The organism is Neobacillus niacini (assembly GCF_023715785.1).
GTDB classification, from domain to species: domain Bacteria; phylum Bacillota; class Bacilli; order Bacillales; family Cytobacillaceae; genus Neobacillus; species Neobacillus niacini_E.
Genome location: NZ_JAMBOX010000002.1, coordinates 48,786 through 74,898 on the forward strand (window position 1 = coordinate 48,786; position 26,113 = coordinate 74,898).

The following is a 26,113-nucleotide window of genomic DNA, read 5'->3' on the forward strand; positions in this document are numbered from 1 at the left end:
GGTTACGGATTTGCACAACCAAATAAAAGATACTTTAACAGTTGAAACCCGTCTATAAACAAATGTCATGTAACTAATAAAAATTTTTTTGCTAAAACTTTTAATGTGGTATGAAACTGTGATTAAATGAGGGTATATTCATGGCCGGAAAGGGTTGAGCTGTTTGAGTAAAAACATGGTTCGCTTAGTGACGATTATTGCGGCTTTATTTTTTCTTCTTTGGCTGGCCGGCCTTGGCTGGGCAGTGTCTGAATACTATGCAGGGAAACAGGATCAAGTTCCCAAGGCAAGTGAGCAGAAAATAGAAAAGGCTGAAAACAAAAAAGGGTTAACGGTAGTCGCCTTGGGTGATTCATTGACGCGAGGAACGGGTGACGAGACCGGTAAAGGCTATGTCGGTGTTTTAGTGGATGAATTGAAGGAAAAGACAAAGCAGCCGGTACAGCTTACGAACCTTGGCATCAATGGACAGCGCTCAGACCAGCTGCGGAATCAGGTTGGGCAGACGGAGGTGCAGCGGCAAATCCACAAAGCTGATGTCATTGTAGTGACAATTGGTGGGAACGATTTGTTTCGAGGCGGGCAAGGGATTATCGAGTTTAAAAATGAGGACCTGACTGGGATACAAACCAAATACCTCGAAAATATTAAGGCTATTTTTGAACAAATTCGAAATCACAATCAGAATGCCAATGTGTTTTTTATCGGACTTTATAACCCATTTATTGAGCTGGGAGAAGGAAAAGAGATGTCCAAGGTTGTCCGGCAGTGGAACTATCAAAGTGCAGAAGTAAGCGCTGCTTTTCCAAAAATAGTGTTTGTTCCAACGTTTGACCTATTTGAGCTAAAGGTTAATGATTACCTATATTCCGATAAGTTTCATCCAAATACAAAAGGGTACCGGTTAATTGCGGAACGGGTGGCCTCATTAATCACTTGGTGAGGAGATTATTTATGAAAAAAAATATCACTTTATCGGTAAAGGATTTAAAAAAGAAAATTGGCCGCAAAGAAATAATCAAAGGATTGTCCTTTGATTTGCGGGAAGGGGAAGTGTTTGGTTTCCTTGGGCCAAATGGTGCTGGGAAAACAACAACCATCCGAATGCTTGTTGGCTTGATTAAGCCGACTTCTGGCACGATCCATATCGGTGGCTATAATATTGAAGCGCAATTTTCAGAGGCAATGAAGAATCTAGGCTGCATTGTGGAAAATCCGGAATTGTATCCATTTTTGTCAGGCTATAACAACCTGCTCCATTTTGCTCGGATGCTCGAGGGGATTGGAGAAGAGCGAATTCATGAGGTAACCAAACTTGCCGGTTTGACTGAGCGGATTCACGATAAAGTGAAGACGTATTCTCTGGGAATGAGACAACGCCTCGGTATTGCCCAAGCTTTGCTTGGAAATCCAAAGGTGCTCATCTTGGATGAACCCACTAATGGTCTGGATCCGGCCGGAATCCGTGAGATGCGGGAATTTATAAGGTTTCTTGCAGAAAAAGAGGGACTAAGCGTTCTTGTTTCCAGTCATTTATTAAGTGAAATCCAGCAATTGTGCGACAGGGTGGCCATTATTTCCAAGGGACGTATTATAACCACCGATACGGTTGAAAACCTATTATCCAATCGGGAACGAGTACAGTGGGTGATGAATCCTAGCGAAAAAGGCAAACAAGTTTTACGTGAGTTAACAAAGGTTGAGGAACGAGAAGACGGTACAGTCTTAACCGAATTTGATGAACAGGGGACTCCGTTGTGGAATAAACGACTAGTAGAAGCAGGTGTCTCGGTACTAGAAATGAACCGCAAGATGCCGGTGCTGGAGGATTTATTCCTTGAATTGACCGGGGGTGAGACAATTGACTAAGCTGGTCCAAAATGAAATGCTGAAGCTAATCGCAAAAAAACGCCTGATTGTTATTGGTATTATCATTGGTGTTCTTGTCATCTTGTTTACATATGCCCAGTATAAGGAAACCGAAACACAAAGGAAAAAATTAGGCACGAGCGATTGGCGGACGATTCTACAGCAGCAAATTGTCGATACGACCAATCGTCTTAGCAGCAGCCGAATTTCTGATGAGTGGAAAAAGCAACTGCAAATTTCGCTGCAGCAGAAGCAATATTATCTTGATCATGATATCAATCCGGCTGAGCCAGGAGCTCCGACATTTATCAGAATTTTTCTGGAAAACTCGATTGATTTATTTATCCCGTTAATGGTCATGGTGATCGCTAGTGATTTGGTGTCTTCCGAGCATAGTATGGGGACGGTCAAGCTCCTGTTAACGAGGCCGGTGAAGCGGTGGAAAATTCTTTTAAGCAAATATATTACCCTGTGCCTGGCTGTCTCGCTAATCATCGCCATTGCCGGAATCCTCTCTTACCTCATTTCAGGTACAGTCTTTGGCTACAAAGGCTGGGGAGCTCCGATTTTAACTGGGTTTAATATTACCGATGAAGGACTAAGCACTTCTGATGTTAGATTATTAAGTTTATGGGAGTTTCTCTTGATGGATTTAGGCCTTGTCTGGTTTGTCGCCATTGTGGTCGGGACATTGTCATTTATGCTATCGGTATTAATTCGTAGCACCGCCGCCGGAATGGGTGTCATGCTTGCGGCACTGATCTCTGGTGCTATTTTAAGTAATATGGTTTCCTCGTGGGAATCAGCTAAATATTTTTTCATGGTGAATTTAAGGTTAACAGATTATATGAAGGGAAGTGCACCGCCGATTGAGGGCATGAACCTGTCATTTTCGATGATGGTTCTGCTCGTCTGGTGGGCGGCAGCGCTGATTGTTTCCTTTGTTGTCTTTACAAAGAGAGATGTATATTAATTTTTGACTAAATAAACAACCCGCTCCCATTAAGGAAGCGGGTTGTTTGTCTTAAAATCGGGGGAATTTAAGACATATCATTGGGATGCTTCTATTCAAATGCAACAAGGAGGTGTGAGGGGACGTTCCCCCTTGCTGCGGAAAGTAAACAATCATAAACAGGCTGGAATGCCTATTGCTTGGCAGTCATTTTTACAGGCTCGCGGTCCACGCCTACGTGCTGCTTGAAAATTAATGCCGGTCCACCCAAGTTAAATAGGTAGCGGGCTTCAATTACTTGCTTCATAAAGGCGCCGATTAATCCGGAAAGACGGACACTGCCCACCAATCCTACTGCCGCAAAGTTGCCGATTGAGGCAACAGAACCTTTGTGGTGATATTCAAATACTTTTAGTTCTTCGCCGCGAATGGTCGCGACAATATTTTTTGCACAAACAGGTGCCTGCTGCAAGGCCACTTGAGCCGTAGGTGGCAAAGCGTTCTTTTCGTCCTTCATGAACAGTGAACAATCTCCAATACTGAAAACGTTGTTCATATTTTTTACTCTCAGGTAAGGATCAAGTGCAATTTTTCCTCTTTCCATCGGGAAGCCAAATTTTTCCACGATTGAATTAGCTTTTACACCGCAGGACCAAATTAATGTCCGGGTAGGTATATCAAGGCTATTTTCAAGACGAATTTTTTCAGCTGTTACTTCCAGTATCTTTGTTGATGTAATTAATTCAACATTCATTTTCTTTAAAGTATTGATGGTGTATTCAATCGATTGTTTTGGGAAGAACGGAATAACGGATGCCGCAGCCTCGACAGCAACGATTCTGATTTTTTCAAATGGAATATCATGCTCTTTGCAAAGCTTTGGAAGTCCGTCCGCCAATTCGCCAAGGATTTCAACTCCGGTAAAACCTCCACCGGCAACCACAAAGGTAAGGCGGGAAGGGTCCTGATCTTCTTTATAAAGGTTAAATTGTTTAATAATTTGATGATAAATGGCTTTTGAGCTTTTGAAGCTGCGAATTTCAAAGGCATGCTCCTTAACACCCGGGATGCCGAATGTTGCCACTTCAAAGCCTAATGCAACTAATAAATAATCGTATTGGATCGCAGTGCCGCCTTCAAGATGAACTTCCTGGTTAGCTGTATCGACAGATGTTACTTCTGCTTTGATAAAGCGGGTTTTGTTAGGGTCAATTAATTCCGGAATCGAGATGGCGATTTGCCGGTCGGCAGCAGTTCGTACACCGATTTTGTGCAGCTGTGTGGTTAAGTAATGGTAGTTATGTTTATTGATTAACGTAACATCTGCCTCGCCGGACTTTAATAATTTCTCTAACCGTTTAGAAGTAATAAGTCCTCCGTACCCTCCACCTAAAATAACGATTTTTGGCTTGTTCATCTTCAATCAGCTCCTGGTTCCCATAATTCTAAAATATCTTCTTGTGAAACATTTCACATTAATAATGTTTTAAAATAGAGCAATCGCTCTATATTATTGTTTGTGAAATATTTCACATTTATTTTCTAATAATAGAATACGACAATTTTAAAGGTAACGCAAGAATTTTTTAACAAAATTTATGACAAACTGGTAAATTTTTTTTCAAAATTTGGGCATGATAACGAAGGGCAAATTTACCAATGCTACAGGAGTTCATTACCGATATACGAAAGGAGCTTGACAAATGAAAGCAAAAATAATACTTTTTATGATTGGAATGTTAGTTTCGGTTCCATTTGCCGCTGGAGCAAACGAAGTGGTGCCTGACACCAATGTGGATAACCAAGAACAAGTTAATAATGTGGATAACTCCGAGGAATGTGATTGCGAGGCGGAGGAGAGCACGGATCAGCATGGCACGCAAGGGCATGGGCATAAGCATGGGGATTGGCAGGCCAAGATGGCAGACCGGGAAAAGCAGCTGCTTGGCTGGGTTGACCAGTATACACCAGATAAAAAGGATGAATGGACTCAGGTTTTGGAGGAAAAGAAGCAGCTGCGCAATGAGTGGATGAGCCCAAATAATGCTGAAAAACGGGAAAAATGGAGGAGCGAAAAACTTAAAAAGATGAAAGAGCTCCATAAGCAGCTGGAGGAAGGCAAAATCACCAAAGAAGAATTCATCAAGGAAGCCCATGGCGGAAAAGATATGGCACGCTGGAAAATGTACCACGACCTTAAGCTTGCAGTCGAGAAAAAAGATGATAAGCTGGCTGCTGAGGGGTTGAACCAGCTTTTGGAACAGTATAAACAGCATAACCAAAGGCTAAAAGAAAAGCTTGACGATTAGTGTGTGAACCAATCCTTATGGGGTTGGTTTTTTTATTTAAGCCAGTGCTGGTTAATAATTATCATGGTTAAAAGAATATCGAAACGGGTAATTTAACTAAGGACGAAAAGGTGAGGAGGGTATAAATGAATCGAAAAAAATTAATGATGACAACTGTTGCTCTGGGGGCGGCCTATTTACTCCGAAACGATAAGTCCCGCAAAAAAATAATGAATCAATTTCAGACCCTGGCAGAGAAATCAAGACGATAACCTTCGCAAATGGTACAACGGCCAACAGTTCAGCCTGAGTCTAAAAAAGCATCCCCCATGAATACCAGGGGATGCTTTTAAAAACTTTATTTTTTCAAATCAACTTGTTTAATTTCCTTTATGTCTTCCGTAATATCTTTCCGAATGTCATCAGCAATGCCGCTGGTGGCATTTTTAAATTCACGGATTGACTTTCCGAAGGCACGGCCGATTTCAGGTAGTTTATTTGGTCCAAACACAATCAATGCTAACGTTAGAATTAGAATTAACCCTGGTACACCGATGTTAGAAAACATGATTCCATCTCCATCTCATTAATGAACTGACATTTTTATTATAGCTGCTTACCGCGATTTGTAAATGTAAAATTAAATGACCATCTCTGATTGAACATAGTAATATAAAAGCTTTGCTGTGTTCTCAAGCGAGGATTGATGGGTCCGTTCAAATGCATGGGACGAATCAATTCCCGGTCCGATTAATCCATGAACAAGATCATGTCCGGAGCGAATGGCTGCCGATGCATCGGAACCATAGTGTGGATAAATATCAAGTTTGTAACCGATATGGTTGGCTTCCGCTAACCTTACCAATGCTTTGCGTAAACCGTAATGATACGGGCCGCTGGAGTCCTTCACGCAAATCGAAACCGTGTATTCATCAGTGGACTGGCCATCACCCATCGCACCCATATCGACCGCCAAGTATTCGACTGTTTCCGGAGTAATATTAGAATTTCCGCCATATCCGATTTCCTCATTATTGGAAATCAAAATGTGGGTTGTGTAGGGCAACGTGATATTTTCTGTTTTTATTTGCTTGATTAATTGCAATAGAACGGCAACGCTAGCCTTGTCATCCAAATGGCGGGATTTGATATAACCGCTTGGTGTCACCTCTACCCGCGGGTCGAAGGAAACAAAATCCCCGACTTCAATTCCAAGGGCACGGACTTCCTCAGCCGTATGTACTTTTTCATCGATTCTTATTTCCATGTTTTCCTGATTGCGTTCTGCTTTCCCGGCATCTTTGTATACATGGACGGATGTTTGGTGCATCAGGATGGTCCCGGTGTACTTTTTGCCGCTGCTTGTTTCAATCTGGCAGTATTCGCCTTCAATGGAGTTGTATTTAAAGCCGCCGATTAAGTCGATGCGCAAACGGCCGTTTGCCTTGATTTCCTTCACCATCGCCCCTAATGTATCAACATGTGCCGTCAACATCCGGTGCCGGCTGGAATCTTTTCCTTCAATGGTAGCGATTAAGCCGCCCTTACGATTTCTTGTTGTCTCGACTTGCAAGCCGGCAAGGAAATTTTCAACATATGTAATGACTTCATTGGTGTTTCCCGATGGACTCGGAATCGACACCAGGTTTGTTAACAACTTCATTGTTTCTTCAGTATTTGGATATGCCACAGTCTGGGTCCCCTCTCAATCATATTGTCCTTTTTATTATACAACTTTTTAAAAATCTCATGTCAAATGTCAACATTCTTTGTCAGCATGCATAGGTTTACTAATGGCGATTTCTAAATTTGGAGGCCAATCATTGGGAATAAGAGTAAGGAGAGAGGGAGAAAGTGACAAGACTTGAATTATATCATAATAAGTCCAAGCCATTTCCGTGGAAGGGCCTGTTTCTATACCTGTTTTTAGCAGTTGTGATAGCCATGGGGATCCTTGGTTTCAGTCATTATTATCAAAGTACAATAAAAATTGAAGCACCCGAAGTGGACTTGGGGCCAAAGGTAGTGATTCATCTACCAAATGGCCAAAAGGTTTATACTTATGAAAATCTTATTGTTAAAAAGGACGGAAAGACCTATTATAAGGGGGAACATAACACCATCGATTTGACTGGCGGGGAAATTGTCTATGAAAATTGGGAATAAAAAGGCGGAGACCTGACGGGTCCTCCGCTTTTCTATTAACAACACAACTATTTAAACCAACCCTTTTTCTTAAACCACCACGACATCCCAAGTCCAACAAGAAACATGACGATTAACACAAAGAAATAGCCATACTTCCAGGAAAGCTCTGGTATGTATTGAAAGTTCATTCCATACAACCCAACAATAAATGTCAACGGCATGAAGATGGTCGTAATAACGGTTAAAACCTTCATGACATGATTGGTCTGATGGGAATTAATCGATATATAGCTGTCGCGAATATCGGTTGTCAGTTCGCGGCTTGCTTCAATCATTTCCGTCAGTTTAAGCAAATGGTCATGAATATCTGAAAAATAAACCATTTTACCCTGCATCGCTTCCATCCGCTGCGAATTTAGGATGCGGTAGACCAGGTCACGCATTGGGGTAATCGTATGCCTCATTGTCAGGAGCTGATGGCGGGTATCAAATAAATCCTCCAATAAATCTTCCATCAACCGCCCTTTAGAATTCTCATCTATCTCATTTAACTGATCTTCAATTTTATAAACCAAAGGGAAATAGTTATCCACCATTTTATCAATCACATTATACAACACATGGGAAGGATCCCACTTTTTTATCTGATTCGATTGACTGAGTCTGTTCCATACCTCATTAATTTCCAATGAAGGCTGGTGATGAAAGGTCACGATGTAATTTTCGCTCAGGAAGAAATCCACTTCATCTCTTGTAATTGTCTCCTGATTCAACGTTTGAGTGACAAAGAACGTATAATTTTCATAATAATCAAGCTTTGGCCGCTGCAAATGATAGATGCAATCCTCAATCGCTAAGGGATGAAATGACAATGGATCCCGGAGAAATTCCACCTCCTGCTCTGATGGTTGATTAAAGTCAATCCAGTACCAGAGAAAATCCCCGTTAATAAGTCTAGTGATTTCGATGTCCTGAACCAATTCATAATTTTTATTTACCGCTATCGTTCTGATCATTATAGAGACTCCTTACAAACCGGTCATTCAAGCGGGAGTTATTCCTTCTTTGGTGATATCACCGCTTTATCTATCCATTTTTTCCGTAACTTTTTATCCTGCCATCCCTGGATCAGACTGCTGATGGCAAGGTACATCACTATAATCATACCACTAAATACAATAAAAACAGCTAAATATTCAAATGGATTATAGTAAGCCAAGCGCTCCCAATGTATGTTACCTTCCAAATCATGAGTGAACAAATTCATGCTGAATATCCCGCAAATAACGGTATAGAGAGTTAGAATCAATAGCAAAAAACTGTCCCTTTTTGTGGCCGTATTTTGCTGGTAATGGAATAGGGACGTAAGGATTTCTTTAGAGCATTGGTATAAGCTGTCGATATGAAATGCTTGTTTAAATCCATTAAAAAGTTCTGCTCCTCCAGAGTCGCGTGGAATCGTGACAAAATAATAATTCGAAGTAAACGAATTCATTGTATAGATCAGTTGTCTAATTGCCTTTTTATCACCCTCAATATTAATATCAGCGTAATCCTGCAACAATTTTAGGAAAAACAACCGATGATATAAATTTGTCAACAGGGCGTAATAATATCGTCCATAAAAATGACTTGTCAGCTGGTCAGTGTCTTGACTAGAAATACAGGCTAAACCGTAGTCATCATAATGATATTGAGTTTTTATGTCATTTTTTACGGAAAGAAATGATAGAAGATAAATTTTTGAATCAAATTCGGCTGTGTCACTGCCTTTTATAAACTGATCCCACCCTGGCACTATATTACGGACCAGCTCTATTACGAAAAGAACATTTTTTTCTTCATATAAGATAGTTGCTTTTGATTCATGGCCAAGGTGAATGCGGGTGGCATCTCCGCCGGTAAATGTAATAGCATCAGCCAAAGCGAGGTCATTTAGCTCGATTCGGATGGTAACGATGCCAAGTTCATAGGGACAGAGGATCACGTCAACTGAGTGAATCTGGAACGGAATCATGCTGTCGTTAATCGCAATGGCGCTTTCGTCGGAAAGTTTCTTTGAGTATCTATGGTATCCTTTATCCTTTCCGGATGACGGGAACAGGATCTTATTAGTCATCGGGAGAAAAAATGACTCCAAATTTCGATGGGAAATCGTAAAACCCCCATAATATTTGTCTTCCTGTTCTAAATCATTTAATTGAAAGCTGGTAAATTGATGGTTTTCTAGACTTTTCCGCAGCTGCAGCTCACTGTCAGCCTTGTATGTAAAGGGAAGGAAAAATTGAAATAGAGCTTTCGAAACCTGCGTTTCTGTTGTTGTGAAATCCGCCATAAAAGATAATTCCCCTTCGTAAAATGTTTCTAAACTAAACATTCCCGAAATATTCCCACCTTAATCAAATAAAAAACGCAATCCAATGCCGGATGTTTAACCCTAGAATAATCTGCCAACTTCGTGGGAAATTAATGGAAAGCAGTCATGACAGTGTGGTGTAACGTACATGCCTATCCCAAAGGTTGAGTTAATTAAAGAAGACATACTAAGCAATATTCAAAGTTCCGAAGATTTGGTTTTTAAAGAGTACTTTACAAAGGAAAAATATCTTGAAGTTTTATATATTAAAACAATTAGTGATGAAGCGGTACTACACGATAATATCTTGAAGCCTTTTTTTGAAATTCAGGGAGCGGAGGAATTCTCGGCCTATCTTCAATCGCATCCGAAAGTCAGTAAGTACGAAACCGAGAAAAAAGCGATAGACGACCTGTTAAGAGGGGTTGCCATTATCTTTTTTCAAGATTTTGTTTTTATTTTTGACAGTAAAGTGGACCGGAATAATCAAGTCCAGGATACGACGGTCGAAACAACCATCCAAGGCCCGCAATCAGGGTTCAGCGAAAGCCTTCCAACAAACCTTGGACTAATCCGCCATCGCTATCCATCTGCCACCTTAACCGTTGAGTCCTCGAATGTCGGCTTGATTTCCAAAACCCAGGTTATGCTGGTTTATGATACAAAGCGCGCAAACAAGGATACGCTGGATCGGATAAGAGAGTTTCTGGCATCAATCGATGTCAATATGTTTCAGTCCGGAGAACAGTTATTGGATATTATTAAAAAGAGTTATCGGGCCTTATTTCCCATTATGCTGGCAACGGAAAGACCTGACCGGGCCGCGATTAATTTGGCGACAGGTAAAATTATTCTACTTGTCCATGGCTCCCCATTTGCCATTATACTCCCGACTGTAATGAAAGATTTTATGGTTTCAATGGCAGATATTTATCAAACCTATTGGGTTGGTAGGTTCCTGCAGGTAATCCGTTATATTGGCCTATTGATTAGCCTGATAACGCCTGGATTGTATGTTGCCGTAACCAGCTATAACCCAGAGTTATTCCGCGTTCAATTGGCGCTTTCCATTGCCGGGAGCAGAACGGCCTTCCCGTACCCATCGTTTGTAGAAGTGCTGCTAATGCTGTTTATGATGGAAATGCTCACAGAGGCAAGGATCCGTCTGCCAAAGGCGATCGGCCCGACTGCCACGACAGTAGGCGGTTTAATTTTGGGCAGGCGGCAACAGAAGCTGGGCTGGTCAGTAATATTATGATAATCATTGTCTCGGTTGTTGCAATTGCCAATTTTGTGGTGCCGATCAATGCCTTCAGCTTCTCCATTAGGGTGGTCAAATATTTTATTTTGCTATTGGGAACATTGTTTGGATTAGTGGGGGTTGTACTTGGCTTTTTCATGTTTGTTACCTATATGGTCAAGCTTGATAGTTTTGGTGAGCCTTATTTCACGTTAATACAAGACACAGCAAAGGATAAATAGGTCAACTGGGAGGGAGGCTGTTGAATCGGTATTTTTTATATTTAGTTGTTTGTAACATGATGATCAATGTTATTATGTTTGTTCCGCGAACCCTGCTTCAATCGGATTCGCTGCGCCTGGTTTATAGCCCAATTGAGCGGGTAATTTTTCTTTTCCTCATGTTTTATATAAGCATTTCCTTGTTAAGTATCTCGATTCACTGGCACGTAGCATTGGAATTGTTAAAGGGAATCAATAAAAATTGGGATTATAAAAAGATAAATTGGATTGCTATGGCAGCCTTCACTCTTATTTCAATAGCAGCAGTGGAAAAATTAAATACACTGCAGCTTAATAAAATAACGGTTTATTGGCTGATTGTTCGGTTGTTCATTGAAAGTGCCCTTGTAGTGATTACGGCTTTTTGGTTGAGGAGGCGGGCAGCTTGAGGAATAGGGGGTATTGGAAACAAATTGTAGTCATACTGGTTTCAATACTGTCCTTGACCGGATGCGGCTTTAAGGACATTGATAAGCGCTTGTTTGCTGTTACTATTGGTGTGGACGCAGCGAAGGACAGTTCAAAAAAATATTTGATCAGTCTTAAGTTTGCCATCCCAAGCGCTTCCAAGGAACAGCCAAATCAATTTACAGTTGTTTCCCAAGAAGCGGATTCTATGTCAGAGGCGATCAGAGCGATTAAAACAAAAGTTGATAAAGAAATTGATTTCAGCCATAACAAAGCCGTTATTTTTAGTCAGGAAGTTGCAAAAGGCGGAGGAAATGCCGGCATTTACTATTGGTTATCGCGAAGGCGGGATATTCAGCAAATTGCTTAGTTGGCTGTCTCCAGTTCAACAGCATTGGAAGCTCTTAAAGTAAGCCAAAGTTTGAACATTTGCCGTCAGATTCGATATTCCTTGCCCTTGGGAGAGATGGATCGGAAACACCATATGTGATTTCAGAATTTCTGTTTGATTTTAAAAAACGGCTGATAGAAAAGGGGCTCGATCCGATGCTCCCGGTTATTGAACCCAAAAAAGAGATATTCGAAATCAATACGGTCGGACTTTTTAATAAGAGCCGTCTTCAGTTAATCCTCTCCCAAGAAGAAACCAAGTTTTTAAGCTATTTTCTGAACCAGCAGGAAAAAAGCGCGTTATGGGCAAATAAAGGAGAAACAACATTTACAATTGACACCAATAAGGTAAAAACGAAATACTGGATTCTTACACCGAAGGGAAAACAGCCATACATAGATGTTCAAATTTTAATAGAAGGGAGAATTGAGGAAACCAGCCAGAAAATAGACAACAGCCAGCTATCCATATACGAAAAGGCAGCGGCAAAACAAGTGGAACAGCAAATGAAGGCATTGCTGGAGAAAATCCAATCAGCCAATCTTGACCCCATAGGGTTTGGCCTGCACTACCGTGCCCGCCATTTCAGCAAAAATGATTGGGAAGAGTGGAAGAAAATTTATCCAACCATAAAATTTAAGGTGAAATCCAAAGTCCAAATCTCAGATACAGGTCTAATTGAATAAACAAACAGGCAGCCCTTGGGCTGCCTTTTGTTTGCTAAACGGTTGGTGCCGTCTCTTTTTTACGCATTGCCTGCGGGATATAAACGCAGAATGGTTCACTTTCCAAATAATCGCCTGTTACGGCATAAGTTCTGGAGCGGGAACCGCCGCAAATTTTGTTATATTCGCAAACGCCGCATTTTCCTTTATAGTTGTCAGGCTGACGCAGTTCTTTAAACACTTTTGCCTCACGGTAAATTTCGGCAAGTGGAGTTTCTCTGACATTGCCACCGACAATCGGCAAGAGGCCGCTTGGCATAACATCGCCGATATGGGAAACGAAGGCAAAGCCATTTCCATCGTTAACGCCCTTTGGTGCCCGCTTTAACCCGTCATGCATTGAAGCGAAGTCGGTGGTAATCGTGTCCTCGTAGTGAATATCGCCTCTTTCAATCAAATGATCGCGCATTTTCTCCTGAAGGACAACGCGGCGGTAATGCTGGGCTGCAGTTGTCTTAATATCATACGGTGCTGTTTTGCTTAATTCATATAGCCAGCGGAATACCTTTTCATGTTCAGCAGGGGAAATACAGGCATCCAATTGGCCTCTTCCGGTCGGTACCAGCAAGAAGATATACCACATCACAGCGCCAAGTTCCCCGACAAGCTTCGACATTTGTTCAAGTGAATCATAGTTGTAACGTGAAATAACTGTATTGATTTGCACCGGCATTTCCAACTCATTCAGGTATTTGATTTTCTCAACTGTAAGATCGAATGACCCAGGTGTACCGCGGAAATGGTCATGAATTTCCGGTGTCGGGCCGTCGAGGCTGAAACCCCAGCGGGATAGTCCAACTTCTTTGGCGCGTTTCATTTTTTCGATTGTAACATTAGCAGTGGCACTTGGTGTCATCGAAACACGCATACCTTTTCTAACTGCATAATCCGCAAGGTCAAATAAGTCCTCACGCATCATGCAATCCCCGCCGGTAAATACCAGCATCGGATTATCCATTTCATAAATCTGGTCAATCAGATTGATTCCTTCCTCATGAGACAGCTCGCGAGGGTCAGGCGTAAGCTGTGCATCAGCACGGCAGTGAACGCACTTTAACTGACAAGCCCTCGTCACTTCCCAAATAACAATGAACGGGTTTTGGTCATAATCGATTGTCTTGCTCATTCCGTGTGGATGTCCTTTACTAATTCCTTGCATTTTCATCACCATGCTTTATTTGATTTTTGTATAGGAAAATATGTCTATAGGTTTATTATAAATTTGTTATTAAAATGTGCATGGCAGGTTTGTTACAATATTTCTACATTATGAAAGCTAGAAATAAAAAAATCCGCTTAGATGAAAGCGGATTTTTTTGTTAGCTAATTTTTTGTACAGACTGGTCGTTTTGATTTTCAATGACGATAATTTCTTTAAAGTAACTTTTAAGAATCAGCCATTTTGCTGGATAGGTAAACATGAAATCTTCAATTACCTGCTGGGAATAATGGATCAAGCAGTCAAATTGACTTTTGACCTTTTTTAAATCATATAAAAGGGCATGCGGAATGGTGTAATAGTCATTTAATTGATAGGGATTCAGCTTGATGGCTTGAATTTTTTGTTCTCTCATAAAATTCTCGATAGCATGTTCTTGCAATCTGATGCTTTCTTCCTTGGACAATCCGTTAATAGTGATACGGTCATTTATAAAATAAATTCCCTTCAATCAATAACACCTGCTTTTCAACCTTTTTTACTGTTATTGACAGGGATTGGTAGAAGTATACCTAAAAAAATAGGCCCGGCATATGCCGGGCTTCAAGCAACATCTATATAAAAGGGGGCGGAGGTTGAAGGGCTCTAACTGAGAACCCATTACCATCATAGCGGTTAAATATGAACAAACTATGAAGGAAGCATGAAGAGTTTAAGAAATATTAGACACGCTTTATTTTAAAAAGGTTTAGTGTTTCTCTTGAAAACCATAGGCTCATTATAAAACTCACGGTGCCTGTAAAGATTAGCACTTTCCCGACGGTTATTATACTTTCTGAGGAAATATTTTCACCAAAAATCAAGCCAAGGATAATGGTCGAAAAAATCGACCCTAAATAGCGGCAGGTTTGAAACAATCCCGATGTCGTGCCAACAATTTCCTTCGGGCTTTCCCTCAGCATCGCGACTTGCAGTACGACATTGCCAATACCATAGCTTAACCCCATTAGCGCCAAGATGAATCCTAACACCAGATAGGAAGCCCCAGGAAAAAAGAAGGTAAACGCAGTCGCGCCAATAATAGAAATAAACGCACCGATCATGATCGGTTGGTATACGCCTGCTTTATCAATCCACTTTCCTGCAATGGTTGAAATCAAAATACTGACGCCAGACATGAACAGCATCAATACTCCGCTTTTTTCAACACTTAAGCGCAGCACCTCTTGAAAATAGCTGGGGAGACCAAAAAATAAACAGTAAAAAAAGATATTTAACACAATAAACTGCAAATAAACCATTGTCAGTTGCGGATGGGTTTTAAAAATCCGAATATCGATAAAAGGTTCTCGAACTCTTAATTCCCGCCAGGCAAACAACCCAAAGAAAAATAGTCCTGCGAACCCCGTCAAGTAATGGACCTTTGCATTAAATGACAACAGAAACCATAATGTCAGTACCATTCCGGCCGCAAAAAATCCCATTCCCCAAAAATCAAGGCTTGAGAATAATCTACTAACAGTATCTCTGTCCCTCTTAACATCCTTAGGGAACATAAACCAGCCAAGGAGAAAACTGATCAGAACAAAAGGAAAGTTCACCCAGAAGATGGCCGGCCAGCTTCCCCAGACAATCAGGAAGCCTCCGATGGTCGGCCCGAGCGCCACCATTGCCGATGCAAAAATGGAGAGGACAGCAAGAGCAGAAGCTTGTCTTTCTTTAATATGCTCACGAATTAGCGCCATTCCTGAAGGATAAATCGCACTGCTGCCGATGGACTGAACAAGCCTCATGGCGAGCAGCATGAGGAATGTACCGGATAATGGGGCACCAAATGCCGAAAGCGCTACGAGACCAAGACCGATTAAAAATGTCTTTTTTCTTCCGAATATGTCTCCAATTTTTCCTGTAACAGGCTGGGCTACGGCACTTGCCAAATAAAAGCTGGAAATCAACCAGGACGCTGTTGCGAAAGAAAGCTGAAAATCTTTTTGAATACTGTGAAGTGCCAGGGCAATCATCGAAGAATTTAGTGGATTTAACATTGTCCCGGATGCAACGGCAGTAATAAATAGTGTTCTTTTACGTTTCAATTCTATTCATTCCTTTCATCTCTTCAGAGGAGAAAAAGGCATCTGTTTTATAGTTTGACTAGTTTAGCTTTTCCCACCGGCTTTTTAACTATTAAAGAAAATTACCATTCTAGGAATAGCCATCTCATCCATATAAATACGGTAGGAGTTTTTGTATTGGTTCATATTTATAGATGGCAAGTCTCCGGAGAGGGGGAAAGATGTTGAAGGTTGTTGGCAAAAGTGTCATCCGGAAAGAGGCTTACGACAAAGTAAGCGGAAGGGCAAAGTATACGAATGACTATCAATCCACCGGGATGTTGTCAGGGAAAATAGTCATCAGCCCCTATGGTCATGCAAAAATAGTCAATATCGATACATCAAGGGCCTGGAAGGTGCCCGGTGTCAGGGCCATTTTAGCGGGGAAGCATTATCCGCTGACCGGCGAGGCCATCCGCGACAGGCCGCCAATCGCTGTCGGTAAAGTTCGCTATCATGGAGAGCCCGTTGCACTTGTTGTTGCCGATACACCGACGCAGGCAAAAACGGCAGCCGACCTAATCCATGTTCAATATGAATTGCTTCCGGTGGTGAATTCACCGACACAGGCGTTTCAGCGGGATGCGCCTTTGGTTCATGAGCACCTCGGGGAATATGAAAAGGAAGAAGATTCTCATCCGGTGCCAGGCACGAATATCGCGACACATATCAAGATCCGCAAAGGGAACATGGAGCAGGGCTGGGCGGAAAGTGAAACAGTAGTTGAAGCGAGTATTTCGTTCTCGCCTTCCGACCATGCAGCCATGGAAACCAGGTGTTCTACAGCCGAGATTACGCCTGACGGCAAGATTATCATCATGACCTCGTCGCAGGCACCGTTTATGGTCAAACGATTGATTTCCATGTATTTTGATGAAGACATGGGCAAAATTATCGTCCATACGCCGCTCGTTGGCGGTGCATACGGCGGAAAGGCCTCCGTCCATCTAGAGGTGCTTGCATACTTGGCCTCGAAGGAGGTAGGCGGAAGACCAGTAAAAGTATGGAATACCCGGGAAGAGGACATGATTACTTCCCCTTGTCATATAGGACTTGATGCCACCGTCAAATTGGGGGCCGGACGTGACGGAAAACTAAAGGCGGCATTCATTCAATATTTATGGGATGGCGGGGCCTATTCTGACAAAGCCATCGATGTAACAAGGTCCGGCGCGGTGGACTGCACCGGCCCCTACCGCATTGACAATGTGTGGTGCGACTCCTACTGCATGTATACGAACCATCCATTTGCCGCTCCATTCAGGGGCTTCAGCCACTCCGAACTTTCGTTTGCCATCGAACGGACAATGGATCTTCTGGCGCAAAAATTAAACATGGACCCGCTCGAGCTGCGCTATATCAATGCCATCCGACCAGGAGATACAACACCTACGAGAGTGAAGTTAAATAGCAGTAACTTGGGTGATTTGCCAAGTTGTATTGAAAAAGTAAGAGAGTTAATCAAATGGGATGAGGGGCAGATCCAAGAAATCAATGAACGGCTCGTCAGGGTAAAGGGGGTAAGCTGCAGCTGGAAAACCTCCACAATCGACACTGATGCCCCGTCCGGTGCGATTTTGACATTCAACCGGGACGGAAGCATCAACCTAATGTCTGGTGTAGTCGAAATCGGGACCGGCACGAAAACCATTTTGGCACAAATACTGGCGGAACGGCTGAAAATGGATGTGGATAAAATCCATGTCCGGATGGAGGTCGACACACAAACTACACCTGAACATTGGAAAACGGTGGCAAGCCGTGGAACATATATGGGCGGCCGGGCTGTATTGGAGGCTGCAGATGATGTGATCCGCCAGCTAAAAGAGGTAGCCTCTTGTGCCTTAAGGGCGCCTGTAGAGGATTTCGAGGTGGCGGACAGCCGCGTCTTTTTGCGAGATGATCCTTCGATTGGGCTTCATTTTAAAGAGGTAGGCTATGGGTATAAATATCCGAACGGCAATACGATTGGTGGACAAATCATTGGCCGGGGCAATTTTGTATTGCGGCATTTGACCCATCTTGACCCGGAGACCGGAGCGGGGAAGCCTGGGCCGGAATGGACACCAGCAGCCTATGCAGTTGAAATTGAATTTGACCGGCGGGATTGCACCTACAGGATTTTGAAGGCTTGCTCGGTGGTGGATGCCGGCAAAGTCATGAATGAAAAAGCAGCCCTTGGCCAGGTGATGGGGGCCATGAGCATGGGGCTGGCATTTGCCGGCCGGGAAACATTTTATTTTGATGAGCTTGGCAGGGTATTAAACACGCAGCTCCGTACCTATCGGCCGCTCAGGTACGGTGAAAATCCCGACTACTTAGTCGGATTTGTAGAAAGACCGGCGCTTGATTCACCGTACGGGGCAAGGGGATTGGGCGAGCATGGCCTGATGGGAATGCCCGGCGCATTGGGCAATGCCTTGTCGATTGCTGCAGGTGTTCCGCTAAACAATCTGCCGCTGATTCCGGAGTTAATCTGGAAAGCAAGGAGGGGAACCCACCATGCTTCCCTTTGACTTTGATTACTACCGCCCGAAAAATTTGCAGGAGGCAGTGGAGCTTTATCGGCACTTGCGACAATCCGGCCGGCAACCAATGTACATTTCCGGTGCGACAGAGCTGATCACGCTTGGCAGGATTGATCTGGTTTTTACCGATGCCGTTATTGATATCAAGGATATTCCTGAGTGTCGAGAGATCGGTTTTGACGGTGATTATTTGGTTTTGGGAAGCGCCTTGACATTGACGGCAATCGAAGAGGCCAATCTGTTCCCGTTGTTGACCAAAACCTCAAGCGAGATTGCCGACCATACCGCCCGTGGAAAAATAACGCTGGGCGGCAATATTTGCGGACAAATATTTTACCGTGAGGCCGTATTGCCGTTTCTCCTCGCTGACAGTCAAGCTGTAATCATTGGACCGGAGGGGGTTAAGGTCCACTATATTGATGAACTTTTTCAAAAGACGCTGCAGCTAGGGAATGGTGAATTCCTTGTTCAACTGGCCACCGATAAGCGTCATGTCGATGTCCCATTCATTAGCATTAAGCGTCGCCAGCAATGGGAGACCGGTTACCCGTTAATTACGGCGGCCGCCCTAAAAATTGGCGGGGAAATACGTGTTGCCATCAGCGGGCTATGTCCGTTTCCGTTCCGTTCCAACCAGATGGAAGCCGCCATAAACAGGGATGGCTTGTCAGTAGAAAATAGGGTGTCTGCTGCATTAACCGTGCTTCCGGAGCCGATTTTGAATGATATTGAGGGATCAGCCGATTATCGGTTGTTTGTTTTGCAAAATCTGTTAAACGACATTTTGGCCGAACTAGATGGGATCAACTCATAATGGGAGGAGCGTTGCGACTTGGGCTTACAGTCATTAACCTTACACATAAATGGAGAAAAACGTGTTGTAAATGTCAGGTTTGCCGACACATTGTTATATGCGCTCCGCGGTAACCTGGGTTTGACCGGTGCCAAGCCAGGTTGTTTGAACGGGGATTGCGGGGCGTGTACAGTAAATGTAGATGGTTGGCCAATGAAATCGTGCTTGATGTTAGCGGTAGAGGCAGTAGGAAAGGAAGTAACAACAGTGGAGGGAGTGAAGGGAGAGCCAATCCAACATGCCTTTGTTGAGAACTTCGCCTTTCAATGCGGCTATTGCACTCCCGGGTTTATTATGAATTGCCGTTCATTAATCCAGCACCATCCCGATGCCGACGACGCCAAAGTCAAAGAGTGGCTTGAATCCAATATTTGCCGCTGTACTGGCTATGCCGAAATTCAACAAGCGGTGAAATCGGTGATAAATAAAGAATAAAGGGTGCCAATCGGCACCCTTTATTGGTTCTTTAATTGAAAGTAAGTATCCATCACTCTCCGGCCGATTTTAAAATTGAGCTGGTTGTTATTGTCTCCCTGGTAGGCCCAGGGAACTAATACGGCCATAGCCACCTCCGGATTGTTGCTAGGTGCATAGCTAACCAGGCTGAGATTTATGACAGAAGGGGGCTCTTTGCCAAATCTGTGCCGCTCCGGGCCATCATAAAAGGCTTCGGCGGTTCCAGTTTTTCCAGCGGGGGCGTAGGGAACATCTTTAAAATGTTTATAGGCAGTTCCGCCCGGCTCCTGCATCACCTTTTTAAAGCCTTTCTTGACTCGGTTGATCCATTCCTTTTTGACATCAATCGTATTCAGGACAACGGGATGAATCTCTTGCGAAACAGGTCCCAAATGCCCAGAATCATCGGAAGGATTGCGAATTTCCTTAACCACATGAGGCTGCATTCGATTGCCCCCATTGGCAATCGTGGATATATATTGTGCCAATTGCATAGTGGAATAGGTATCATACTGTCCAATGGCTAGGTCAAGCAAATAACCAGGAAGCCGGCTTTGGCCTTTAAAACCGGCTTGTTCATTAGGCAGGTCGATGCCCGTTCTTGTTCCAAGACCAAATGACGCAAAATGGTTTCTGATAATTTCAAAGGCATTATTGTTAAAATTGAGCGGCTGATCGTATTCATAACGTCCATTTCCAATTCTGATTGCTGTATGGAACATGTACACATTGGAGGATTTCTTTAAGGCATCCATTTCATTCAATCTTCCCAAATAAGCATAGGATTTTTTTACCTTTGTGTCTTTAATCTTAATACCGCTATCATCAAAGACCATTCCCGGAGAGATGGCACCTGTCTTATAGCCGGTTAAAATGGTTGCCCCCTTCACGGTTGAGCCCACATTATAGGTGGTGGTAAAGGTGCCAAGGGCATCGTCCTCCATCACTGGTTTTCCTGTCGCCCGGTCTTTGACAATTTTTTTTCCCGCCATTGCCAATACCTCCCCGGTAAAAGGCTCCAATAGCACAACATAGGCCCGGTCGGTTAACGCTGTTCCCGACATACGTTTCGCTGACCAAAGCTCCTCCTCAATAATCTGATCAACGGCTTTTTGCAGCTTCATATCCAATGTCAGGATAAGATCTTTACCTTTTTGGCCACTGGTAACAGGCATGGTTTCAATGACATTCCCGGTTTTATCGGTGATATTTTTCACTTTAGACTTATAGCCTCTTAATACTTCCTCATACTGCAATTCCAGTTGGCTTTTGCCAACCCGGTCATTGCGGCTGTAGCCCCTCGCCAAATAATAATCTAATTGGTCAGCGGGAAGCCCTTCTTCCGATTTGGTTACCTTGCCTAAAACAGAGCGTAAAGTATGTTCAAATGGATAGGCCCGTTCCCAATCCGTGGTGGTATCAACACCGGGCAGAGATTGAAGATTTTCGCTGACAACCGCAACTTCCTCATCGGTGACATCTTCGTTTTTAACTATTTGCGAGGTGAATTTATAGCCACTGGTAAATTCCTTGAATATCGCCATCACTTCAAGATCCTCATCAGTAAATGCCGCTAATTCTTCTGGGGTAATCCGGTCACGCTTTAATTTATATAGTTCACTGTCCGTTAATTTTTTTGCTATGTATAATTGCTTTTCTTCTTTCGTAATTTTGGCTTCGGCAAGTTTTGGGTTCTTCATGATCCAAAAATGACGCTTATCCATATCTGTTACTTTATCGGTTTTTTTATCAATCAGCTGGGCTAATTTCCCTGCGGTTTCAAGCATTTCTTTAGTGGTGAAGCCTTCATTTGTAAACGTAATCGCCCTAACCGGAACATTGTTTACGACCACTCTCAGGTCACGGTCAAACATGACTCCTCGCGGCACCGGATTGCTCACCGTCACATCTTCCTTCCGTTCCAGGTCCCGCTTAAAATTCTCCCCGTAAACAATCTGAACAAAACCAAGGCGCAAAATTAGAACGGAGAATAATAAAAACACGCTAAAAAAAAGCAAATTTAACCGAAAGGGAAAATGAGATTTTTTCTTTTTTTGGTCCTCCACAGAATGCCACTTCCTTTTTCGTACAGCTGTTTCCTTTTTAGTATGCCTGTTTCAACGAAAAATAAAATTTCTAAATCTTTAAAACTAATATTGACATCTGGCTTAGATGATAATATTCTATTAGTAACAAAATAGTTCCTTTTTAAAGGGGAGTAGCTGCTACAATAAAGTCGTCATTTCGAGGATTCTTCCTCCGGCTTTGTTGGCAACTTTAACGTTGTTAGCAAGACCTTTACTTTACAGGTAAAGGTCTTTTCTGTGTTTATTTAGGCCTTTACTGTAATCGGTAAAGGCCTATTTTTATGGCGAGAGGAATATTTTAAAAAACCGTACTATTAAGGAGGAAACATTCATGGATTTCGCACTATTATTGGAATATGGCTGGGTTTTACTTGTATTGGTGGCACTGGAGGGTCTTCTCGCTGCGGATAATGCATTAGTTATGGCGATTATGGTTAAACATCTGCCGGAAGAGGAACGAAAGAAGGCATTATTTTATGGGTTGGCGGGAGCGTTTGTGTTCCGCTTTGCCTCGCTATTTGCCATTTCTTTTCTTGTCGATGTATGGCAGGTTCAGGCAATCGGCGCCATATATTTATTATTCATGGCCGGAAATCATATTTTCCGAAAGCTATTCGTGAAAGGGAAAAACGAGCAAAAAACAACAGAAGTAAAAAAAGCAGGAGGCTTTTGGAGTACGGTATTTAAAGTTGAATTAGCAGATATTGCTTTTGCAGTCGACTCCATCCTTGCAGCAGTCGCAATGGCCGTCGTTCTTCCGAATACGCCGCTGCCAAATATCGGAGGACTCGACGGCGGCAAATTCCTGGTCATTTTTGCCGGCGGAATCATCGGCCTCGTGATTATGCGTTTTGCGGCAAACATGTTCGTACAGCTCCTGGAAAAAAAGCCCGGTTTGGAAATTGCCGCCTTTGCCATCGTTGGCTGGGTGGGCGTCAAGCTTGCCGTCTATACCCTATCACATCCGGCGCTGGCAATCCTTAGCGAAGAATTTGCCCACTCCACAGAGTGGAAACTGAGCTTTTATCTTGTTCTTGTTGGAATCGCGGCAGCAGGCTGGTTTTTTTCAAAGGATAAACAACCTAACGAGGCGGAAAATAAATCAACGGCATCTTAAAATAGTCATAATGGGCAATCCTTTATAACATGGGATTGCCCTCGATTGTTAAAAATATATCATTCTAAACATAAAAAGTGTTATGATTTATGGGGAAGCTATTATGGAATTGTTTATGAAAAGCTTATATTTATAAGGGTAATTGGAAAATGGAGTGATACATATTATTAAGAACAGTATTCCAAATTTATTTACGCTGTTTAATTTATTTTTCGGCTTTTTGTCGATCATGTATTCTGCACAGGGAGACTATAAAAATGCCGCCATCCTCATTTTAATCGGGATGATGCTGGACAGTATGGACGGGCGGATTGCTAGGATCCTGCGCGTGCAAAGTGAACTAGGCAAAGAATTGGACTCGCTTGCCGACGTTGTTACCTTTGGAGTTGCTCCGGCAATGATGGCCTATTATTCCTATTTTTCAAACTTTGGCATTTTCGGGATGGCGATTGCCGGGTTGTTTCCGCTGTTCGGTGCCTATCGGCTGGCCCGCTTCAATATTAATGCGGTCAAATCTTCACTTAAATATTTTACCGGGGTCCCGATTACTGCCGGCGGCGGATTGTTAACCCTATTAACACTGTTTCACGGAAAAATGCCTGCGTTCATTCTGCCAGTCTCATTTTTTGCCATTTGTTTCTTAATGGTCAGTACAATTAAAATACCAAGCTTAAAGGAAATTCCGCTCCCAAAATACGGCATTATTGTCACTGCCTTTTTGGCCTATGCGATTTACCTAAGTTTAACAAGAGAGCGCTATCCTTACTTTATTTACGTCGCCGTCCCGCTTTATATCGCCTTCATCGTGTTTCAGCAGGTGCGGCGTAAACGCAAGCGGAAAACCAAGTAATGTGGTGGCAGAATAGGAAAATGATTAAAAAAGCTGGTAATTATTACGAAATTTGTCTATTTTATATAGGTATGGGTTTACACCCGATTTTCGCAGAAAGAAGGAACAGCCATGAAAGTAAAAGTTAATCGAAGTGCGGCAAAAGCGTTGAAGGAAATGCTAGCTCAGGAGGAAGCACAAGGAAAATTGTTTAGAGTTTACGTGACAAGCGTTCACGGCGATCATGCCCATTATGACTTGATGCTTGATACTCCAACCGAAAATGATACTGTGGTCTCATCCGATAAGGAGATTGATTTCATCATTGAAAAAGGCAATGAATACTTAGAAAATATTTGGATTCAATACTTCCAGGTTCCCCAGGAAGAATGGGTCATTACCAATCCTGCCAAGGGCCACCACCACCATCATTAATGTTACGAAAACATTTGGACTCCGGTTCAAGTGTTTTCTTTTGTTTTTTAAAAGATTCAAAATTGTTGAAAAAGCTGCGCACTTTTTCATATAATCCAATTATTGCAACTTCAGACAAAAGGGGATTTTTCATGATTCGACGTTTCTTCTCTTATTATAAGCCGCATAAAAAGCTGTTCATCCTCGATTTTAGCAGTGCCGTGGTGGTGGCAGTTTTAGAATTGGCGTTTCCGCTTGCGGTCCAATGGTTTATTGATGACCTGCTGCCAGAGAGTGACTGGCCGGCGATTGTCTCGGTCAGTATTGGGCTGTTTTCATTATATTTAATAAGTACGTTTTTACAGTTTGTTGTGAATTATTGGGGACATAAACTTGGCATCAATATTGAAACAGATATGCGGCAGGAATTGTTTGAGCATGTCCAAAAGCAGTCATTCCGCTTTTTCGATAATACAAAAACAGGGCACATCATGAGCCGGATCACCAATGATTTGTTCGACCTTGGCGAGCTAGCCCATCACGGCCCTGAAGATGTGTTTATCGCCATTATGACGTTCATTGGCGCATTTTGGATTATGTTTACCATCAATGTCAAACTGGCGCTTTCCATTCTTTTGATTCTTCCGCTGTTAATCGTACTGGTTATTCTTTGCAATTTGAAAATGAACAAGGCCTGGTCCAATATGTATGCAAGTATTGCCGATGTAAATGCCCGGGTGGAGGACAGTGTCTCCGGCAGCCGCGTTGTGCAATCTTTTACAAATGAAGATTTTGAGATTGCCAGTTTTAGGAAAAACAACCAACGATATCGCGCCGCGAAACTGGGCGGTTATCGCGTCATGTCGTTCAGCCTGTCTGGAATTTACATGATGACCAGAATGATTACGATTATTGTGTTGGTTTACGGGGCATGGCTCAGTTTTACTGGTCAGCTTTCATATGGTGAGTTAGTCGGTTTTGTCCTTTATGTGAATGTTTTGGTTAAACCAATCGATAAAATCAGCGCGATTATGGAATTGTATCCAAAAGGAATGGCTGGGTTTAAACGGTTCATCGAACTGATTGATTCCGCGCCTGAGATCCAAGATACAAAGGATGCCGTGGAGGTTGCTTCGTTAAACGGAAATATCGTGTTTCATGACGTGTCTTTCCGTTATGATCGGCATAAAACAGTCCTAGAAGAGATTAATTTGGAAATTCGTGCCGGGGAGACGGTGGCCTTTGTTGGTCCTTCAGGTGCCGGCAAGACCACGATTTGCTCGCTGATACCAAGGTTTTATGATGTGACTAGCGGCGCGATTACGATTGACGGACTTGATCTTCGGGACATGACGAAAAAATCATTGCGTTCTCAAATCGGGATCGTCCAACAGGATGTGTTTCTGTTTACCGGAACCATCAGGGAAAATATCGCTTATGGAAAACGGAATGCTACTGATGAGGAGATTTATGATGCCGCCCGCCGCGCCCATCTTGAACAATTTATTGCCTCTCTGCCGGATGGCTACGAAACGGAAATCGGCGAGCGGGGCCTAAAGCTGTCAGGCGGCCAAAAGCAACGGCTGGCCATTGCCCGAATGTTCTTAAAAAATCCGCCGATTTTAATTCTAGATGAAGCCACATCGGCACTGGATACCGAGACAGAAAAGGTGATCCAAGAGGCATTGAATGAGCTGGCCCAGAATCGGACGACGTTAATCATTGCCCATCGTTTGGCCACCATCCGCAATGCTGACCGGATTGTCGTCATAACAGAGGACGGCATTGCCGAAGAGGGGGCCCATGATGAATTGATTGAACAAGGAGGTATATTTGCCAATCTTCACCGTGTACAATTTCAACAATAAACAGATGTGAACCTTGCGACCCGTTTCGCAGGG

General features: G+C 42.9%; 25 protein-coding genes and 1 pseudogene. 17 read left to right on the plus strand and 9 right to left on the minus strand.

Annotation, left to right across the window (positions count from 1 at the left end; genetic code table 11):
• Positions 1 to 163 precede the first annotated feature (163 nt).
• Genes M3234_RS04820 through M3234_RS04830 form a run of 3 tightly spaced genes read left to right on the plus strand, consistent with a single transcriptional unit; the run spans position 164 to position 2,842 of the window.
• A complete protein-coding gene (locus M3234_RS04820) occupies positions 164 to 943 on the plus strand; it encodes an SGNH/GDSL hydrolase family protein (RefSeq protein ID WP_262303621.1) in 780 nt (259 codons plus the stop codon).
• A gap of 11 nt (positions 944 to 954) precedes the next feature.
• A complete protein-coding gene (locus M3234_RS04825) occupies positions 955 to 1,869 on the plus strand; it encodes an ABC transporter ATP-binding protein (RefSeq protein WP_262303622.1) in 915 nt (304 codons plus the stop codon).
• Positions 1,862 to 2,842, plus strand: a complete 981-nt coding sequence (locus tag M3234_RS04830) for an ABC transporter permease (protein WP_262303623.1) — start codon at positions 1,862 to 1,864, stop codon at positions 2,840 to 2,842. The genes M3234_RS04825 and M3234_RS04830 overlap by 8 nt, the downstream gene beginning before the upstream one ends.
• 172 nt (positions 2,843 to 3,014) lie before the next feature.
• Here M3234_RS04830 and M3234_RS04835 read toward each other — a convergent pair whose 3' ends face one another.
• The gene (locus M3234_RS04835; protein WP_262303624.1) at positions 3,015 to 4,238 is read right to left on the minus strand and encodes an NAD(P)/FAD-dependent oxidoreductase; all 1,224 of its coding nucleotides are present in this window, start codon (positions 4,236 to 4,238) and stop codon (positions 3,015 to 3,017) included.
• Positions 4,239 to 4,524: 286 nt separating this feature from the next.
• On the opposite strand from M3234_RS04835, the gene M3234_RS04840 reads away from it, so the two are divergent.
• The gene (locus M3234_RS04840) at positions 4,525 to 5,130 is read left to right on the plus strand and encodes a hypothetical protein (RefSeq protein ID WP_262303625.1); all 606 of its coding nucleotides are present in this window, start codon (positions 4,525 to 4,527) and stop codon (positions 5,128 to 5,130) included.
• Positions 5,131 to 5,255: 125 nt separating this feature from the next.
• Positions 5,256 to 5,381: a hypothetical protein gene (locus M3234_RS29195; protein WP_285858268.1), complete on the plus strand. Its 126-nt coding sequence runs from the start codon at positions 5,256 to 5,258 to the stop codon at positions 5,379 to 5,381.
• An 86-nt stretch (positions 5,382 to 5,467) separates the two neighbouring features.
• Here the strand turns inward: M3234_RS29195 and M3234_RS04845 are convergent, their stop codons facing one another.
• Both M3234_RS04845 and M3234_RS04850 read right to left on the minus strand, forming a co-directional pair.
• Positions 5,468 to 5,677 carry a twin-arginine translocase TatA/TatE family subunit gene (locus tag M3234_RS04845; protein WP_066308442.1) on the minus strand — a complete coding sequence of 70 codons (210 nt, stop codon included), beginning with the start codon at positions 5,675 to 5,677 and terminating at the stop codon, positions 5,468 to 5,470.
• Positions 5,678 to 5,749: 72 nt separating this feature from the next.
• Positions 5,750 to 6,799, minus strand: coding sequence for a M42 family metallopeptidase (locus M3234_RS04850; protein ID WP_262303626.1), 1,050 nt, complete (start codon positions 6,797 to 6,799; stop codon positions 5,750 to 5,752).
• 164 nt (positions 6,800 to 6,963) lie between these two features.
• Here M3234_RS04850 and M3234_RS04855 point away from each other — a divergent pair, with 164 nt between their 5' ends.
• Complete coding sequence (locus M3234_RS04855; protein ID WP_262303627.1) at positions 6,964 to 7,275, plus strand: hypothetical protein; 312 nt, start codon at positions 6,964 to 6,966, stop codon at positions 7,273 to 7,275.
• A gap of 47 nt (positions 7,276 to 7,322) precedes the next feature.
• Here the strand turns inward: M3234_RS04855 and corA are convergent, their stop codons facing one another.
• Together corA and M3234_RS04865 are read right to left on the minus strand one after the other, a co-directional pair.
• A complete protein-coding gene (gene corA, locus M3234_RS04860) occupies positions 7,323 to 8,273 on the minus strand; it encodes a magnesium/cobalt transporter CorA (RefSeq protein ID WP_262303628.1) in 951 nt (316 codons plus the stop codon).
• Positions 8,274 to 8,311: 38 nt separating this feature from the next.
• The gene (locus tag M3234_RS04865; RefSeq protein ID WP_262303629.1) at positions 8,312 to 9,592 is read right to left on the minus strand and encodes a hypothetical protein; all 1,281 of its coding nucleotides are present in this window, start codon (positions 9,590 to 9,592) and stop codon (positions 8,312 to 8,314) included.
• A 169-nt stretch (positions 9,593 to 9,761) separates the two neighbouring features.
• Here M3234_RS04865 and M3234_RS04870 point away from each other — a divergent pair.
• From M3234_RS04870 to M3234_RS04885, 4 genes and pseudogenes are all read left to right on the plus strand, one after another.
• Positions 9,762 to 11,095 (plus strand): annotated as a pseudogene (locus M3234_RS04870) (spore germination protein).
• A gap of 20 nt (positions 11,096 to 11,115) precedes the next feature.
• Positions 11,116 to 11,523 carry a hypothetical protein gene (locus M3234_RS04875; protein ID WP_262303630.1) on the plus strand — a complete coding sequence of 136 codons (408 nt, stop codon included), beginning with the start codon at positions 11,116 to 11,118 and terminating at the stop codon, positions 11,521 to 11,523.
• Positions 11,520 to 11,912, plus strand: a complete 393-nt coding sequence (locus M3234_RS04880) for a Ger(x)C family spore germination protein (RefSeq protein WP_262303631.1) — start codon at positions 11,520 to 11,522, stop codon at positions 11,910 to 11,912. Before M3234_RS04875 ends, M3234_RS04880 begins: the two co-directional genes overlap by 4 nt.
• 116 nt (positions 11,913 to 12,028) lie before the next feature.
• Positions 12,029 to 12,619 (plus strand): Ger(x)C family spore germination C-terminal domain-containing protein, encoded by a 591-nt coding sequence (locus M3234_RS04885; protein ID WP_262303632.1) that lies wholly within the window; start codon positions 12,029 to 12,031, stop codon positions 12,617 to 12,619.
• A gap of 34 nt (positions 12,620 to 12,653) precedes the next feature.
• Here the strand turns inward: M3234_RS04885 and M3234_RS04890 are convergent, their stop codons facing one another.
• The 3 genes from M3234_RS04890 to M3234_RS04900 all read right to left on the minus strand — a co-directional run bounded on the left by M3234_RS04890 (position 12,654) and on the right by M3234_RS04900 (position 15,862).
• Positions 12,654 to 13,817 carry a TIGR04053 family radical SAM/SPASM domain-containing protein gene (locus M3234_RS04890; protein ID WP_262303633.1) on the minus strand — a complete coding sequence of 388 codons (1,164 nt, stop codon included), beginning with the start codon at positions 13,815 to 13,817 and terminating at the stop codon, positions 12,654 to 12,656.
• Positions 13,818 to 13,977: 160 nt separating this feature from the next.
• The gene (locus tag M3234_RS04895; protein WP_262303634.1) at positions 13,978 to 14,328 is read right to left on the minus strand and encodes a hypothetical protein; all 351 of its coding nucleotides are present in this window, start codon (positions 14,326 to 14,328) and stop codon (positions 13,978 to 13,980) included.
• A 211-nt stretch (positions 14,329 to 14,539) separates the two neighbouring features.
• Entirely contained in the window at positions 14,540 to 15,862 is a 1,323-nt protein-coding gene (locus tag M3234_RS04900) for an MFS transporter (protein ID WP_285858313.1), read from the minus strand.
• A 248-nt stretch (positions 15,863 to 16,110) separates the two neighbouring features.
• Between M3234_RS04900 and M3234_RS04905 the strand changes: the two genes are divergently transcribed.
• From M3234_RS04905 to M3234_RS04915, 3 genes are read left to right on the plus strand one after another with little or no spacing between them, the layout of a single operon-like run.
• Positions 16,111 to 18,444, plus strand: a complete 2,334-nt coding sequence (locus tag M3234_RS04905; protein ID WP_262303635.1) for a xanthine dehydrogenase family protein molybdopterin-binding subunit — start codon at positions 16,111 to 16,113, stop codon at positions 18,442 to 18,444.
• Positions 18,431 to 19,270 carry an FAD binding domain-containing protein gene (locus M3234_RS04910; RefSeq protein WP_262303636.1) on the plus strand — a complete coding sequence of 280 codons (840 nt, stop codon included), beginning with the start codon at positions 18,431 to 18,433 and terminating at the stop codon, positions 19,268 to 19,270. The genes M3234_RS04905 and M3234_RS04910 overlap by 14 nt, the downstream gene beginning before the upstream one ends.
• Before the next feature lie 18 nt (positions 19,271 to 19,288).
• Positions 19,289 to 19,744 (plus strand): (2Fe-2S)-binding protein, encoded by a 456-nt coding sequence (locus M3234_RS04915; RefSeq protein WP_262303637.1) that lies wholly within the window; start codon positions 19,289 to 19,291, stop codon positions 19,742 to 19,744.
• A gap of 20 nt (positions 19,745 to 19,764) precedes the next feature.
• On the opposite strand, the gene M3234_RS04920 is transcribed toward M3234_RS04915, so the two are convergent.
• Positions 19,765 to 21,831: a peptidoglycan D,D-transpeptidase FtsI family protein gene (locus tag M3234_RS04920; RefSeq protein ID WP_262303638.1), complete on the minus strand. Its 2,067-nt coding sequence runs from the start codon at positions 21,829 to 21,831 to the stop codon at positions 19,765 to 19,767.
• Positions 21,832 to 22,183: 352 nt separating this feature from the next.
• On the opposite strand from M3234_RS04920, the gene M3234_RS04925 reads away from it, so the two are divergent.
• The 4 genes from M3234_RS04925 (at position 22,184) to M3234_RS04940 (ending at position 26,080) form a co-directional block, all read left to right on the plus strand.
• A complete protein-coding gene (locus tag M3234_RS04925) occupies positions 22,184 to 22,969 on the plus strand; it encodes a TerC family protein (protein ID WP_262303639.1) in 786 nt (261 codons plus the stop codon).
• A 154-nt stretch (positions 22,970 to 23,123) separates the two neighbouring features.
• Positions 23,124 to 23,819, plus strand: coding sequence for a CDP-diacylglycerol--serine O-phosphatidyltransferase (gene pssA / locus M3234_RS04930; protein WP_262303640.1), 696 nt, complete (start codon positions 23,124 to 23,126; stop codon positions 23,817 to 23,819).
• A gap of 111 nt (positions 23,820 to 23,930) precedes the next feature.
• On the plus strand, positions 23,931 to 24,233 hold the full coding sequence (locus M3234_RS04935; RefSeq protein WP_262303641.1) for an iron-sulfur cluster assembly accessory protein: 303 nt from the start codon (positions 23,931 to 23,933) through the stop codon (positions 24,231 to 24,233).
• Positions 24,234 to 24,364: 131 nt separating this feature from the next.
• Positions 24,365 to 26,080 (plus strand): ABC transporter ATP-binding protein, encoded by a 1,716-nt coding sequence (locus M3234_RS04940; RefSeq protein WP_262303642.1) that lies wholly within the window; start codon positions 24,365 to 24,367, stop codon positions 26,078 to 26,080.
• Positions 26,081 to 26,113 lie beyond the last annotated feature (33 nt).